Below are 14,630 nucleotides of genomic sequence, written 5' to 3' on the forward strand. Positions count from 1 at the left end.
CGAGCTGTCAGGCGGCGGCTCCGACGTCGAGGTAGTCGATGTTGGGTAGTCCGGTTGCCGTGGTCGGGGCGATCCGGATGGTGTTGCTGCCGTTGTTGAGCGACACAGGCACGGACTTGGTCGACCATGCCGGCCATGAGCCGGTGGGCTCGAACGACACGGTGGCCACGGTCGTCCCGTTGACGATCACGTTCGCCGGCCGCGCATCCCCGCCGTTGGCGAACCGGATCCCCACCGTCGCCGCACCAGCCCCCGCCGGGGTCACCGTGACCTGCGCTGCCGCCCCGACAGCGTTGTTGCCGTTGCAGAACCCGCTGCCCGAATAGCCTGCGTGATTCGAATCGATCGTGCCGTCACACACCGCGAGAGCGGACTCCGCCTCGTAACGCTGCCCCGGCTGCGGGCCGTCAGCGCCCCAGCCGTGCCTGAGTCGGTCGGCGCCGGTCGAGTTGCGGATGCTCACGCTCAGGTTGGTTCCGCTGCCGTGGAGCGCGAACATGGAGTACCAGTCGTAACTCTGTCCGGCGGTGACCTTGCCGCCGAGCGCGGGCCAGTAGACCGCGCCCATGTTCAGTGCTCGCAGGGAGTCGGTGTCCGCGCGGAGGTACCGGACGAAGTTGTTGGAGCTGTTCGCGTTGTTGTAGTTCAGGCCGGTGTCCATCGGAGCGCCGAACTCGGTCAGGACCGAGCGCGAGGCGCAGTTGCCCAGTCGCTGCCGGAAACTCTGGACCCAGCCGTTGTAGTCCATCTCGCCGTAGAAGAAGGCGTAGTGGTGATAGGACAGGAGCGTCCCGTCGAGACGTGTGTCGGCACAGACCGGCCTGACGTCCTGGCTGTAACCGGTGCCGCCCACCAGGATTCGCCCCTTCGGGATCGACGGTCGGGCGCCGATCCACGAGGCGGCGAGATCGATCCACTGGGAGGCGCTGTAACCGTGGGGTTCGTTCATCGGTTCGAAGTAGACCAGGCTGTTGGAGCCGTACTGGGCGATGACGGTGTTCCACATCGAGTTGAAGGCGTTCATGTTGGTGATCCGGCCGCCGGATGCGGCACCGTCCTCCCAGTAGGCCAGGATGACCTTGAAGCCTTTGGCGGTAGCGGCGTCGATCGTGCCGCGGTAGGCGTTCCACCACGACGTGCCGACGGTGTGGGTGTTGACCGGCAACCGGACGGTGTTGACGCCGAGTTGGTTCTTGAACCCGTTGTAGACGGCGTCGGCCTTGGCCCGGACGGTCGAGTAGCTGTCCGACTGGTTCAGCCCGTCGAGGACGAGCGGGCCTGTGACGAAGTTGTCGCCACGCACAGCCCAGTTCACGCCTCTGAACTGGGAGGTGTCCGCGCTGGCCGGTGATGCGCCGGTCAGCGCGGCCACCGGCAGTAGAACCAACGTGCTGAGAACGCTGAGCAGAGTGCGGCGCAGGGAACGGATGCGGGGTGCCGAGTGTCTGCGGGTACGTGTCGGTGACATCTGATTGCCCGATCTCGTGAGTTTGTGCTGATGTGGGCCTGTCGATGGACTCAGGTACCGGCGGTCTCGCCCGAGGGACCGGCGAGGACCTTTGAAGTCGGGACCGGGACGCCGAGGTTCGGGGTGCCGTCGGCGTTCCAGGAGATCTTCTGCACGCGCGTGGTCCGGGTCGTGCCGCAGCCCTGGGACGCCGAGGAGTTGGCGTGGTAGGCGATCCAGGTCTCGGTGCCGTCGGGTGAGGTGAAGAACGAGTGGTGGCCGGGACCGTAGACCCCGTTGGCGTTGCTGCGCTGGAAGATCGGGTTGGGGAACTTCGTCCAGGACGACGCCGCGAGCGGGTTGCCGCCGCGGTACTCCAGCATGCCCAGCTTGTAGTCCGCCGTGCCGCAGTAGCTGGCGGAGTAGGTGAGGAACGTGCGGCCGTTGCGCTGCAGGGCGAACGACCCCTCGTTGACCGGCTGCCCCTGCCGCTCCCACGCGAGCGTCGGCGCCGAGATGCGGGTGCCGTAGGCCGATACGGAGGTCGGGCTGCTCATCGGTGCGATGTAGATCGACTGGAGCTTGTCGGCGTGGAACGCCGAGTAGTGGAAGTACAGGGCACCGTTGAGCTTGAGCACCGCGCCGTCGATGGCCCAGCCGTCGTTCGGCATCAGGTTGAGCACACCCCGGTAGGTGTAGGGGCCCATCGGGTCGTTCGCGGCACTCTCCAGCACGTGCGTGCGGCGCTCTCCGTATCCGGCCCGTGGCTGGACCGAGTAGTAGATGTACCAGCGGTTGTTGATCTGCTCCAGGTGGGGAGCCCACATCGTGCAGCAGCCCGTGTTCTGGGTCGCGGTGAAGATCCGCCTCTCCGGGGCGCTGCGCAGACCGGCGATGGTGGACGACCGGCGCATCAGGACGTCGGACGTCCACGTGGTGGCGACGTGGTAGTACTGGCCGTTGTACTGCACCAACGTCGGGTCGGCGCTGTTGGGCGGGGGGACGACGGGATTGGTGAACGAAGGGCCGGGGGCGGCGTCCGCTCCGTTCTGACCCGCCGCGATCATGGACAGGGCGACGATGAGCGCGGCGACGAGCGACAGGGCTCGCCGCCCCGCACCGCGCCGGTGAACGAGCATCATGAGGTACTCCTGGTGATGGGAACTCGTGGGATGCGGCCGACCTGCGGCGAGCCGGCCGAGTCTGGGACCGGCGCTCGACCACCATCGGAGTCGCGCACCGGTCCGCCTTGATGTTGTTAGCGTTAACAGTCTGCGGCTCGCCAGAGCGTTCCGGCACAGCCGGCAACGACCCCGCAGCGCGAGCCAAGAGCGTGGATGAAAGTGTTTCGTCGCGAACCTGAGGGCGCACGAGGGGCTATCTGGCGGCGTGCTCCTTGGCCAGTTCCTCCGCCACCTCGTCGCCGCCGGCCTGCCGCCACTGGCTGACCGCGTCCTTCCAGGCGGACACCAGCTTGCGGCCGAACACGACGGCCCCGATCGCGTCGCCGACGGTCCGGGTCAGTTCGGCGCCCTTGCTGGTGCGGGTCGCGGACCGCAGCCCCGCCTCCGGATCGGCCACGCTCCCCGGCAGCACCGCCTTCTCCCACTCGTGGACGGCCTTGGCCGCCTCCGGGTGGCCAGGCAGGTGCAGCACGGCCGGCGCGGCCCCGAGGTACTTGATCGGCAGGTTGACGTTGTTCTCCACCTTGAACAGGTCGGTGGTCCTGATTCCGCCCGAGTCCTTGGTGAAGTGCGTGCCCTCCACGCCGTAGTTGACCAGCTCGTACTCGGAGGTGCCGAACGGGGAGCTGAGATAGTTGGAGACGCGCAGCAGCATCTTGATCCGGTCGGCACCGGCCTTCTTGAACGTGACGTAGCCGAAGATGCCGGTGCCCTGCCAGGGTGTCGCGTCCGGCCCGTACGGGCGGGCGAGGTCGAGCTCGAACCGGCGGTTGATGCCGTCCAGCGTCTCCCTCGCCACCGCGCCGAAACCGTCGGTGATCGACAGGACGGAACCGTTGTACCAGAAGGTCTTCAAATCGGTCGCGCTGATCGTGAGGCTGTCCGGGTGGTAGGCGCCCTTCTCGGCGAGCCTGCGCATCACGCCGAGCGCCTCCTCGAACTGGGGCGTGGTGAGGGTGCTGACGAACTGGCCGTCGCGCAGTTCCCAGGCGTTCGGTGCACCGAGCGAACCGGCGTGGTAGGCGATCGAGCCGAAGCCGCCGAAAAGGCTCTTGGAGCCACCGATGCCCCACCTCCCGGCGCTCGACTGACCGGTCATCGCGGCGACGAACTCCTCCGTGCGCCACTCCCGCGCTACACCGGCCTGCTGGAACGCCGTGCGGTTGACGTAGAGGCTGTTGCCCGGCTTCGGGCGCTCCAGCGGCACGCCGTAGATCCGGCCGCCGACGCGGCCCATGCCCTGCCATGCGTACGTGGGGATGTTGGCCAGGCTGGGGTAGTCCTTGACCGCGTCCCCGCCTACGAAGTCGGACAGGTCGGCGCAGCGGCTCTGGACGAACTCGTGCGAGCGGGGCAGCTGGAGGTTGCTGAACATGATGATGTCGGGCAGGTCGTCGCCGGAGGCCATCAGCGTGGCCATCTTCTGGCCGTACTCGGCGTCCGGGACGACCACGACCTTCAGGTTGACGTTCAGCGCCTTGTTGATCGCCTGCCAGAACTGGTTGCTCTCCAACGGTTTGGGCGGAGCTCCGTAGGTGACGACCACCGCGGTGACGTCCGAACCGTCACCCGGTGCTTCCGGCACCGACCGGACGAGGTTCTGCGGGTAGTTCAGGTACAGCGGTTGTACGCCCGACTTGTCGCCGGGCGCATCGGGGGCCGGGCCCGAGAACGGTACGTGTGCGGGCCACGGCACCACGTTCTTGCCGGCGTTGCCGACGTTGCCGGTGGATCCGCCGCCGCAGCCGGCGAGCGCGGGTCCGGCCGCGGTGGCGAGCGCACCAGCGCCGGCGAGCTTCAGCAACGACCGTCGGCTGAGGTGAGAAGACATGCGTGGCTCCTTCCCTTCTTGAAGGGTGGATCAGGCCTTGACGGCGCCGGTGAGCACGCCTTTGACGAAATAGCGTTGGAGCAGCGGGTAAATGCACACGATGGGCGCGACGGCCAGGACCACCACTGCCATCTGCGTCGACTGCGGAGCGGAGGTGACCGTCGAGTCACCGCTGAGGTCGGCTCCCCCGGTGACGTACTGGCGCAGCACCGTGCCGATCGGCCACTTCGTCTGGTCGTTGAAGTAGATGATGGCCTCGAAGAAGCGGTTCCAGTAGGCGACCGCGTAGAACAGGCTCACGACCGCCAGCACCGCCTTGGACAGCGGCAGCACGATCCGCCACAGCATGGTCAGTTCGCCGGCGCCGTCGATGCGGGCGGCCTCCAGCAGTTCGGCCGGGATGGACTGGAAGAAGCCCCGCAGCACGATCAGGTTGAACACGTTGATCAGGAACGGCAGGACCAGCGCGGCGTAGGAGTCGAACAGGCCGGTGGTCCGCACCACCAGGAACAACGGGATCATCCCCGGCGGAAACAGGAACGTGAACAGGATCAGCAGCAACATCGGCCGGCCGCCGTAGACGTGGGGCCGCGACAGCGCGTACGCGAGGCCTACCGTGCAGACGAGGCTGAGCGCCGTGCCGATCACCGTGACGCCGCCGCTGACCAGCAACGCCCGCGTCACGACTCCGCCGTCCAGTATCTCCGAGTACGCGCCGAGCGTGAACCGCTCCGGCCACACCACCCAGCCACCGTTGGCGATCACGTCCTGGGGCGAGGCGAGGCTCGTCGCCACGACTGCCGGAGACCCACCACCTGCTCGACGCCCGGCGGCTCGCCCTGCTCCAGGACGGCGCGACGCTCATCAACACCGCGCGCGGATCCCTGGTGGACACCGTCGCCCTCACCCACCACTGCGCGACCGGGCGCATCGACGCCGTGCTCGACGTGACCGATCCCGACCCGCTGCCGCTCGATCACCCGCTCCTGCGGCTACCGAACGTGCTCGTCACCCCGCACCTGGCCGGTTCTCAGGGACGCGAGCTGCGGCGCCTGGGCGAGTTCACCGTGGCCGAGCTCGCGCGCTTCGTCGGAGGGCAGCCTCTGCACGGCACCATCTGTTTCAGCGACCTGCACCGGATCGCCTGACTCACCACGATCGGAAGAAGACGCGGACTCCGCCCGCGGGCACGTGCAGACTGCCCACGACGTCATCGCCTGTGATCAACTCCATGCCGGGCCCGCCGATGTCGATCTTGGCTTCGTCATCGGTGTGGTTGATCGCGAACAGGTATCGCCCCTCCGATCCGGCGCGCTCGACCACCTCGACATCGCGAGGCAGGTCGCGCGGAGTGAGCGTGGTGGGCGCGATCACGGCGCGCAGGACGGCGTCGAGGCCGTCGGCGGCCAGGCACGTGGAGACGTACCAGGCACTACCGCTTCCACAGGCGTGCCGGGTGACGGCGGGAAGGCCTGCCGCCGGACCGTCCAGATAGGACCAGATGCGCTCGGCGCCGCGGAGGGTCACGACTTCGGACCACACGTCGCCTGTCGTGTCGTTGTCCAGTCGAACCCGGTCGCCGGCGGGCAGGGGTGTGAACTCCTCGACCGTCAGGCCCAGCACGTCGCGCAACGCGCCGGGGTGGGGGCCGAGGTGAAAGGTGTCTCGTTCGTCCACGATTCCGGAGAAGCAGGACACGACGAGGGTGCCGCCGTCCTCCGCGTAGCGGCGAAGGTTGGTTCCTGCGGCCTCCGTCATCGCGTACAGGGCCGGCACGACGACCAGGGGGTAGCCGCTCAGGTCCGCTTCCGGGTGCGCGAAGTCCACGGTGAGGTGCTGGTCGTACGCTGCGGCGTACCAGGCTTCTGCTCGCTCGCGGGCGTCGAGGTCGACACTCGGCCGCCACTCGAGCCGTTGTGCCCACCAGGACTGCCAGTCCCACAGCATCGCCACGTCCGACACGACGCGGCTGCCGCGAACGGGGCTGATCGCGTCGAGGTCCTGGCCCAGCCGCACGACCTCGCGCCAGATCCTGCTGTCGATGCCTGCCTGGGGAAGCATGGCCGAGTGGAACTTCTCGGCGCCGAAGCGGGAATTGCGCCACTGGAAGAACATCGCGCCGTCCGAGCCGCGAGCGACGTGCGCGAGGCTGTTGCGCGACATCTCCCCCGGCTGCTTGGCGATGTTGCGGGGCTGCCAGGACACCGCGCTCGTGGAGTGCTCGAGCAAGAGCCACGGCCGCCCGCCGGCCAGCGAACGCGTGAGGTCGGCGGTCATCGCGAGGGTGACGTGGTTGCGGTCGGCCTCAGCGGTCAGGTAGTGGTCGTTGGTGACGAGGTCGACCTCCTGCGCCCAGGCCCAGTAGTCCAGCGAGTCGCACTGGGCCAGCCCCGCGTGGAAGTTCGTGGTCACCGGGATGCCGGGCGACAGGGAGTGCAGCACGTCCCGTTCCCGCTTGAAGCTCTCCATCAGGGCGTCGCTGGTGAACCTCACCCAGTCCAGTTGCTGGGCCGGGTTGCCCACGGTCGGGGTGAGGCGCGGTGGCTGAACCTGTTCCCAGGAGTTGTAGTTCTGGCCCCAGAACGTGGCGCCCCACGCCTCGTTGAGCTCCTTGACCGTGGTGTACCGGCCGGCCAGCCAGGTGCGGAACGCAGCAGCGGAGGTTTCGCAGTAACAGGCGCTCACCGGTGCGCCGTACTCGTTGTGGACGTGCCACAACGCCACGGCGGGGTGTTCGCCGTAGCGGCGGCCCAGTTGCTCGGTGATCGAGACGGCGGCCCGCCGGTAGTCCGATGAGCTGTGACAGATCGCGCCCCGGCTTCCGAACGCGTAGCGCACGCCCTCGCGGTTCACCGGCAGCGCTTCGGGATGACGCTCGTAGAACCACGCGGGCGGCACGACCGTCGGGGTGGCGAGGTCGACGCGAACACCGTTGTCGTGCAACAGGTCCAGCAGGTGGTCCAGCCATCCGAACTCGTACTGGCCGGGCTCCGGCTCCAGCAGTGCCCAGGCGAAGATTCCCACGCTGACCATCGTCACACCGGCCTCGCGCATGAGGCGCACGTCCTCCTGCCACACCGGTTTCGGCCACTGTTCGGGGGTGTAGTCGCCGCCGTACGCGAGCGTGTCGAGCCCAGCCGGCCAGCGCAGCCGTTTCATCCACGGACCTCATCTCTGTGATCGTGCACAGTGAATTCTCCGCCGATCTTTCCTCTACAACCGTACATTTCACCTATTGAACATGTCGAGGCTGCATCACTACTGTGAACGTGCACAGTCCAGCACCTCCCACCTGACACCGGAGGAACGGATGCAGCGCCGCACCACCCTCAGTGCCATCGCACTCATCGGCTCGCTGACGCTCGCCGCGTGCAGCGGCGGAGGAACCCCTTCGGCCGACGGCCCGGTCGAGCTGACCATGTGGTCCTGGGCGAGCCTGCAGAAGGTCGCGGACATCTGGAACGCCGACCATCCCGACATCAAGGTCACCGTGCAGGAACAGGGAGGCGGTGACGAGCTCGTCACCAAGGTCATCACTGCGGCGAAGGCAGGTGACGGGCCGGATCTGGTCCAGGCGGAGTACCAGATGATCCCGACGCTGGTGTCCAACGACGTGCTCGCCGACATCACGGAGTTCGCGGGTGCGGTGAAGGACGAGTTCGCCGAGAACGTGTGGAAACAGGTCACCCTCGACTCGGCGGTCTACGGGATCCCGCAGGACACGGCTCCACTCGCGTTCTACTACCGCGAGGACCTCTTCACGCAGCTCGGACTCAAGGTGCCCACCACGTGGACGGAGTTCGCGGACGTCGCGCGGCAGGTCAGGCAGAAGGACCCGAACCGCGTGCTGACCACCTTCTCCAGCAATGACGCCGGACTGTTCGCCGGGCTGACCCAGCAGGCGGGAGCGACCTGGTGGTCGGCCTCCGGTGACACCTGGAAGGTCGCCATCGATGCCGAGGCGTCCCGCAAGGTCGCCACGTTCTGGGGCGATCTGGTGGCGGAGGGCGTGATCGACAACCAGCCGATGTACACGCCCGCCTGGAACAAGGCTCTCAACGACGGCACGCAGATCGCCTGGGTGAGCGCGGTCTGGGCACCGGGCGTGCTGGTCACCAGCGCGCCGGACACCAAGGGGAAGTGGCGGATGGCTCCGCTGCCGCAGTGGAGCGCGGGCTCGAACACGACCGGCAGCTGGGGCGGCTCCACCACCGGTATCACCGCCAAAGCGGCGAAGAACGGCCGCGCGAAGGCCGCCGCCGAGTTCGCCACCTGGCTCAACACGGACCCCAAAGCCGTAGCGGCTCTGGTGAAGGAGGCCGGCGTCTACCCCGCCGCCACCGCCGCGCAGACGAGCGGGGCATCGGCCACGCCGGAGTTCTTCCCCAACCAGCCCGATTTCCACCAGCAGGCCGCCGAACTCGCGAAGGGCACCGCCGCGGCGAGCTGGGGGCCGAACGTCAACGTCGCCTACGGCACGTTCAAGGACGCTTTCGGCAAGGCCGCCACGGAGAAGTCGCCGTTCCCCGCGGCGCTCAAGGCCGTGCAGGACGCCACCGTCGCGGACATGAAGAAGAACGGCTTCAAGGTCGAGGGCTGATCCATGGCGTCCACCCGCAACGGCAGACGGCTCGCGCCCTACGGCTTCCTCGCTCCTGCGATCATCCTTTTCGGACTTTTCTTCGCGCTGCCGATCGGTCACGCCCTTCATCTGAGCCTGCACTCGGTCCAGGTGAGAGGGCTGGGGCTCGGCAGGAACGCGCGTGAAGAGGTCTGGGTGGGTCTGGACAACTTCACCGCCGCTCTGTCCGACCCCGAACTGCTGGCGGGTGCGGGCCGGGTACTGCGCTACGGGGCGATGCTCGTGCCCGTGATGCTCGGGCTGGCGCTGCTGTTCGCGCTCCTGCTGGACCTGCCGCGGACGCGGTTCAGTGCGTTCTCGCGGCTGGCCATCTTCCTGCCCTACGCGGTGCCCGGCATCATCGCGTCACTGCTGTGGGGCTTTCTTTACCTGCCGAGTGTCAGCCCCGGTTACTTCCTGCTCAGGGCGGTGGGCTGGAGCGGACCGGACCTGTTGCAGGGCGACTGGCTGTTCCTGGCGCTGACGAACATCGCGGTGTGGGGAGGCACGGGGTTCAACATGATCGTCATCTACACGTCCTTGCGCGCCATCCCGCCAGAGCTGTACGAGTCCGCGCGGCTGGACGGCTGCTCGGAGACGCAGATCGCGATGCGCATCAAGATCCCGCTGGTCATGCCCTCGCTCGTGCTCACCTTCTTCTTCTCCACCATCGCGACGCTGCAGGTCTTCGCCGAGCCGATGACGCTGCGTCCGCTGACCAACTCGCTGAGCTCGACCTGGAGCCCGTACATGAAGGTCTACCGGGACGCCTTCATCCAGGGCGGTATGCACTCGGCCGCCGCCACAGCGGTGGTGATCGCGGTGGTGACGCTGGCGCTGTCGTTCGGCTTCCTCAAGGTGGTCAACAGGCGTACCGCGGAGCGCACACCATGAGCGCTCCGCGGGTCGGGCCGCGGGTGAAGCCGTCCACGCCGGCACGCCGTACCTCGTGGCTGCCGTCGTTCCTGCTCCTGCTGGGAGCGATCTACTGCCTGGTTCCCGTGCTGTGGGTGGTGATGGCCGCCACCAAGGGCCGCAGCGAGCTGTTCAGCACGTTCACCTTCCTGCCCGGCAGCGGGCTCTGGGCCAACCTCTCCGAGCTGACGGCCTACCGCGACGGGGTGTACTGGCTGTGGATGCTCAACTCGGGGCTGTACGCCGGCGTGGGCGCCCTGCTGTCCGCAGCGGTGTCCGCACTGAGCGGGTACGCCCTGGCCAAGTACTCCTTCCCCGGCCGGAGCGTGATCTTCACCGTGATCCTGGCCGGGGTGCTGATGCCGCCGATCGCCCTGGCCGTGCCGCAGTACCTGCTGCTGGCGGAGGTCGACCTGGCCGGGTCCTACTGGTCCGTGCTGCTTCCCAGCGTCCTGAGCCCGTACGGCATCTACCTCGCCCGCGTCTACGCGGGCGCGGCGGTGCCCGACGAGGTGCTGGAAGCAGCACGCGTGGACGGCGCTCGCGATCTGCGGCTCTTCACCTCGATCGCGCTCCCGATGATGCGGCCGGGCCTGGTGACGATCTTCCTGTTCCAGTTCGTCGCGATCTGGAACAACTTCCTGCTGCCCTACGTGATGCTCGCCGACGACGAGACCTTCCCGGTCACCGTCGGTCTCTACAGCCTGCTCCAGCAGGGCGCCAGCAAACCGGCGCTCTACACCCTCGTGATCACCGGTGCGTTGCTGTCCATCATTCCCCTGATCGCGTTGTTCCTCGGGTTGCAGCGCTACTGGCGCGTCGACCTGCTGACGGGGGCCGTAAAGTCGTGACCACCGGTCACAGCGGATGAGGACAGATGACGGACACCGCGCCACAACGGCGAGCGCGCCCGCGAACGAAGCGGCCGCCGACGATTCTCGACGTCGCCGCGCACGCCGGCGTGTCGCGTGGCACCGTCTCCCGCGTTCTGCAGGGTGGGCACAACGTCAGTCCGGCCTCGCAGGAGGCGGTCCACGCCGCGATCCGCAAGCTGGGTTACGTGGTGAACCGGGCGGCCCGCAGTCTGGTGACCCAGCGCGCGGGTTCGGTGGCGTTCCTCTTGTCAGAGCCGCAGGAGCGGTTCTTCGAGGACCCCAACTTCACCACTCTGCTGCGGGGCTGCACTGCCGCACTGGCCGAGCACGACCTGCCGCTCATCCTGATCACCGCGGGCACCGAGGCCGAACGCCGCCGCATCGCCCCGTTCCTGTCGGCGCATCACGTCGACGGCGTGCTGCTGGTCTCCTCGCACCGCGGCAACCCGATGATCGAGCACCTGCGCCAGGCCAACCTGCCGTTCGTGTGCTGCGGCAAGCCGCTCGGTGAGCGTGACGCGGTGTCCTACGTGGCGGCCGACGACCGCGAGGGTGCCAGGGCCATGGTGCGCTACCTGCTCGAATCCGGCCGCAAACGCGTCGCGACCATCGCCGGCCCTCGGGACACGCCCGGAGGTCTGGAACGGCTCGACGGCTACCGCGAAATGCTCGCCGAGCACGGCATCGCCCACGACAAGCGGCTGGTGGCCGTCGGCGACTACAGCCGGGCCAGCGGTGAGGCCTGCATGCAGCAACTTCTGACCAGTGCACCGGACGTCGACGCGGTCTTCGTGGCGTCGGATCTGATGGCCGACGGCGCGCTGGCGGCGATCGAACGGGCGGGCCTGCGCGTGCCCGATGACATCGCTGTCGGCGGCTTCGACGACTCACCGGTCGCAACCGCTGCACGTCCCCCGCTGACCACCATCCGGCAGCCGTGGAATCGCATCAGCGAGATGATGGTGCGCCAGCTGCTGTCCCAGATCGACGGTGAAGGGCCGGCCACGGTGATCCTTCCGACCGAGCTCGTCGTCCGCGAATCAGCCTGATTCAACCAGTGTGGTCGAATCTGCGGTCGAATTTCGTCGAGACTGTGCACGTTCACAGGATTTCAGTGCACCACCCTTGAAATGATCACTTACATACGGTTCTATCAGAGCTAATCCTGCATCTCGCAAATACTGTGCACGTTCACAGACAAAGCACACTGAGCCTGCCTCACTCGATCAAAGGAGATCGAATGACCGCGTATGGCATGCGCCGGATGAAGGAGGCCGTCTCACTGCACACCGCACGGGTGGAAAGCGGCGCCCGCAACGGGCGGCTGTCCGGCATCCGCTGGACGCCCTGAACCCACATCGACCCTGTTCCGACTTCTCTTCACCGCCCTGTCGAAGAAGAGGTGCTTCAGCATGTCCCAGATCCAGCTGTCCTCACCGGAGCCGCCCGTCCAGCGAGGAAGTGGCCACCTCAGCGGACCGTTGCGAGGAGCAGCGATCGCGTGCGCGGCCGCCCTCGGCCTTCTCGCGTCCACTGTGGTCTCGGGATCGGCGTCCGCCGCCGACAATCCTCACCAGCGCGGGCCGAATCCCACCCAGGCGAGCATCTCGGCGAACCGCGGCACCTTCGCCACCGCGGAGACGAGCGTGGGCGGGGGGAACGGCTTCGGTGCCGCGAAGATCTACTACCCCACCGACACCAGCCAGGGCACGTTCGGCGCCGTCGCGGTCTCGCCCGGCTACACCGCCACCTGGGCAGCCGAAGGCGCCTGGATGGGACGCTGGCTGGCCTCGTTCGGTTTCGTCGTCATCGGCATCGACACCATCAACCGCAACGACTTCGACGTCGCACGGGGTACCCAGCTGCTGGCGGCGCTGGACTACCTGACCCAGCGCAGCTCGGTGCGCACCAAGGTCGATCCACACCGCCTCGCGGTGATGGGCCACTCGATGGGCGGTGGCGGAACCATCTCGGCTGCCCTGCGCCGGCCGACGCTGAAGGCGGCCATCGGACTGGCGCCGTACAGCCCTTCGCAGACCACGACGGGCATGCAGGTCCCCACCATGCTGCTGGCAGGGCAGAACGACGGGACGAGCACTCCGGCGAGCATCACGACCCTCCACAACAACATCCCGGCCCCGACCGAGAAGGCGTACCTCGAGCTCACCGGCGCCGGGCACGGCTTCCCGACCTCGAGCAACTCCGTGGTGACGCGCAAGGTCATCCCCTGGATGAAGATCTTCATCGACCAGGACACGCGCTACACGCAGTTCCTGTGCCCGCTGCAGGACTGGACCGGTATCAGGTCGTACCGCAACAGCTGTCCGCTCCTGCCGGACGCCCCCGGCACCACCTTCAGCCTGGCGAACTCCGCCTCCGGCAAGTGCGTCGACGTACCGGGCCGGGTCCAGACCAACGGCACCGGCCTGATCGTCTGGACCTGCAACAGCGCGGCCAACCAGCACTGGACCCGGACGGCAGCGGGCGAGCTGCGGATCTACGACAACTCGAAGTGCATGGACGCATCCGGGCAGGGCGCTCGGGTGACGATCAACTCGTGCAACGGCGGAGCCGGTCAAAAGTGGACTGCCGGCACCGACGGCACGGTGACCAACGCGGCGTCCGCAGGGTGCCTCGACACCGGCGGCACCGCCGACAACGCGCCGGTCGTCGTCAACACCTGCACGGGCGGCTCCAGTCAGACCTGGACCAAGCGCTCCTGACAGCGGAAGGACCCATTGTCATGACCGGAATCTCCCGCCGCAGCCTGATGATCGGCGCGGCCGCCGGAGCAGGTGCCCTCGCGCTGGGCACGGCTCCCCCGGCGTCCGCCGCGACGTACGTCAAGGGCGCGGACATCAGCTGGATGCCGCAGATGGAAGCCAACGGCCACTACTGGCTCAACAAGTCCGGCGTGCGGCAGGACCTGTTCACCATCCTCAAGGGCTACGGCCTCACCGCGATCAGCCTGCGCACCTGGGTGAACCCGTCCAACAGCCCCACCGACGGCCATTGCAGCATCCACGAAACCGTGAAGATGGCACAACGTTGCCGTGACGCGGGAATGGAGGTGTTGCTCGGCTTCCACTTCGGTGACACGTGGAACTCCGTCGGCGTGCAGAAGCCGCCCAAAGCGTGGGCGAACATGAGCTACGCGCAGATGCGGGACGCGTTGCGCAAGTACGTCGACGACTCGTTGAAGTTTCTCAAGGCCAGCGGTGTCACCCCAGGATGGGTGAAGATCGGCAACGAGCAGAACAGCGGCATCTGCTCCCCCGTCGGCAGCGTCAGCAAACCGTCGCAGATGACCGGACTGCTCAACGCCGCCTACGACGTGTCCAAACAGGTCTTCCCGGCCACGCCGGTCATGGTGCACCTGGCCCAGCCGCAGAAGATGGACAGCATCCAGCGGTTCTTCAACGCCTACCGCGGCAACGGCGGCAAGTGGGACATCACCGCGCTGTCCTCCTACGCCCAGGGCGGCAACGTGGCGCCCGTTCTCGGCAGCATGCGGACCATCCAGTCCACCTACGGCAAGCCGGTCATGCACGTCGAGTACGGAGGACCGGTCGGCAAGGCCAACCAGGTCCGCGACGGGCTGCGTCAGTTCATCACCGGCACCAAGGGGTTCGGCGGGCTCGGCACGTTCTTCTGGGAACCGGCCGGCTACTCGCCGTTCACCGGCTACGACATGACCGCCTGGACCAGCGACCGCCGTCCCACCGCTGCCATGGACGGCTTCCTCAACGCATGACTG

The 14,630-nt window shown here is 67.6% G+C and carries 12 protein-coding genes; 7 read left to right on the forward strand and 5 right to left on the reverse strand.

Annotated elements, in window-relative coordinates; genetic code table 11:
- Positions 1-7 precede the first annotated feature (7 nt).
- The 4 genes from AB0M48_RS21535 to AB0M48_RS21550 form a co-directional block, all read right to left on the reverse strand.
- Positions 8-1,315 carry a cellulase family glycosylhydrolase gene (locus AB0M48_RS21535; RefSeq protein WP_363844673.1) on the reverse strand — a complete coding sequence of 436 codons (1,308 nt, stop codon included), beginning with the start codon at positions 1,313-1,315 and terminating at the stop codon, positions 8-10.
- A 203-nt stretch (positions 1,316-1,518) separates the two neighbouring features.
- On the reverse strand, positions 1,519-2,589 hold the full coding sequence (locus tag AB0M48_RS21540) for a glycoside hydrolase family 43 protein (protein ID WP_363844676.1): 1,071 nt from the start codon (positions 2,587-2,589) through the stop codon (positions 1,519-1,521).
- Positions 2,590-2,824: 235 nt separating this feature from the next.
- Complete coding sequence (locus tag AB0M48_RS21545; protein ID WP_363844679.1) at positions 2,825-4,462, reverse strand: extracellular solute-binding protein; 1,638 nt, start codon at positions 4,460-4,462, stop codon at positions 2,825-2,827.
- Positions 4,463-4,492: 30 nt separating this feature from the next.
- The gene (locus tag AB0M48_RS21550; RefSeq protein WP_363844682.1) at positions 4,493-5,257 is read right to left on the reverse strand and encodes a carbohydrate ABC transporter permease; all 765 of its coding nucleotides are present in this window, start codon (positions 5,255-5,257) and stop codon (positions 4,493-4,495) included.
- 44 nt (positions 5,258-5,301) lie between these two features.
- Between AB0M48_RS21550 and AB0M48_RS21555 the strand changes: the two genes are divergently transcribed.
- The gene (locus AB0M48_RS21555; protein WP_363845175.1) at positions 5,302-5,610 is read left to right on the forward strand and encodes an NAD(P)-dependent oxidoreductase; all 309 of its coding nucleotides are present in this window, start codon (positions 5,302-5,304) and stop codon (positions 5,608-5,610) included.
- Between the two features lies 1 nt (position 5,611).
- Here the strand turns inward: AB0M48_RS21555 and AB0M48_RS21560 are convergent, their stop codons facing one another.
- Positions 5,612-7,621, reverse strand: a complete 2,010-nt coding sequence (locus AB0M48_RS21560) for a beta-galactosidase (protein ID WP_363844685.1) — start codon at positions 7,619-7,621, stop codon at positions 5,612-5,614.
- 151 nt (positions 7,622-7,772) lie between these two features.
- Between AB0M48_RS21560 and AB0M48_RS21565 the strand changes: the two genes are divergently transcribed.
- The 6 genes from AB0M48_RS21565 (at position 7,773) to AB0M48_RS21590 (ending at position 14,627) form a co-directional block, all read left to right on the forward strand.
- Positions 7,773-9,062: an extracellular solute-binding protein gene (locus tag AB0M48_RS21565; protein ID WP_363844688.1), complete on the forward strand. Its 1,290-nt coding sequence runs from the start codon at positions 7,773-7,775 to the stop codon at positions 9,060-9,062.
- Positions 9,063-9,065: 3 nt separating this feature from the next.
- Positions 9,066-9,977 carry a sugar ABC transporter permease gene (locus AB0M48_RS21570; RefSeq protein WP_363844691.1) on the forward strand — a complete coding sequence of 304 codons (912 nt, stop codon included), beginning with the start codon at positions 9,066-9,068 and terminating at the stop codon, positions 9,975-9,977.
- Positions 9,974-10,849 carry a carbohydrate ABC transporter permease gene (locus AB0M48_RS21575; RefSeq protein WP_363844694.1) on the forward strand — a complete coding sequence of 292 codons (876 nt, stop codon included), beginning with the start codon at positions 9,974-9,976 and terminating at the stop codon, positions 10,847-10,849. Before AB0M48_RS21570 ends, AB0M48_RS21575 begins: the two co-directional genes overlap by 4 nt.
- Before the next feature lie 26 nt (positions 10,850-10,875).
- Positions 10,876-11,922, forward strand: coding sequence for a LacI family DNA-binding transcriptional regulator (locus tag AB0M48_RS21580; RefSeq protein ID WP_363844697.1), 1,047 nt, complete (start codon positions 10,876-10,878; stop codon positions 11,920-11,922).
- Between the two features lie 363 nt (positions 11,923-12,285).
- Positions 12,286-13,596, forward strand: coding sequence for a ricin-type beta-trefoil lectin domain protein (locus AB0M48_RS21585; RefSeq protein WP_363844700.1), 1,311 nt, complete (start codon positions 12,286-12,288; stop codon positions 13,594-13,596).
- Between the two features lie 20 nt (positions 13,597-13,616).
- Positions 13,617-14,627, forward strand: coding sequence for a glycosyl hydrolase 53 family protein (locus tag AB0M48_RS21590; RefSeq protein WP_363844703.1), 1,011 nt, complete (start codon positions 13,617-13,619; stop codon positions 14,625-14,627).
- The last annotated feature ends 3 nt before the right edge of the window (positions 14,628-14,630 follow it).

It is taken from the genome of Lentzea sp. NPDC051208, from assembly GCF_040682435.1.
GTDB classification, from domain to species: Bacteria; Actinomycetota; Actinomycetes; order Mycobacteriales; family Pseudonocardiaceae; genus Lentzea; species Lentzea kristufekii.

Coding starts and splice junctions, on each gene's coding strand:
- AB0M48_RS21575 (WP_363844694.1), top strand. CDS start 9,974: ATGAGCGCTCCGCGGGTCGGGCCGCGGGTGAAGCCGTCCACGCCGGCA.
- AB0M48_RS21565 (WP_363844688.1), top strand. CDS start 7,773: ATGCAGCGCCGCACCACCCTCAGTGCCATCGCACTCATCGGCTCGCTG.
- AB0M48_RS21590 (WP_363844703.1), top strand. CDS start 13,617: ATGACCGGAATCTCCCGCCGCAGCCTGATGATCGGCGCGGCCGCCGGA.
- AB0M48_RS21585 (WP_363844700.1), top strand. CDS start 12,286: ATGTCCCAGATCCAGCTGTCCTCACCGGAGCCGCCCGTCCAGCGAGGA.
- AB0M48_RS21570 (WP_363844691.1), top strand. CDS start 9,066: ATGGCGTCCACCCGCAACGGCAGACGGCTCGCGCCCTACGGCTTCCTC.
- AB0M48_RS21560 (WP_363844685.1), bottom strand. CDS start 7,621: ATGAAACGGCTGCGCTGGCCGGCTGGGCTCGACACGCTCGCGTACGGC.
- AB0M48_RS21580 (WP_363844697.1), top strand. CDS start 10,876: ATGACGGACACCGCGCCACAACGGCGAGCGCGCCCGCGAACGAAGCGG.
- AB0M48_RS21545 (WP_363844679.1), bottom strand. CDS start 4,462: ATGTCTTCTCACCTCAGCCGACGGTCGTTGCTGAAGCTCGCCGGCGCT.
- AB0M48_RS21540 (WP_363844676.1), bottom strand. CDS start 2,589: ATGATGCTCGTTCACCGGCGCGGTGCGGGGCGGCGAGCCCTGTCGCTC.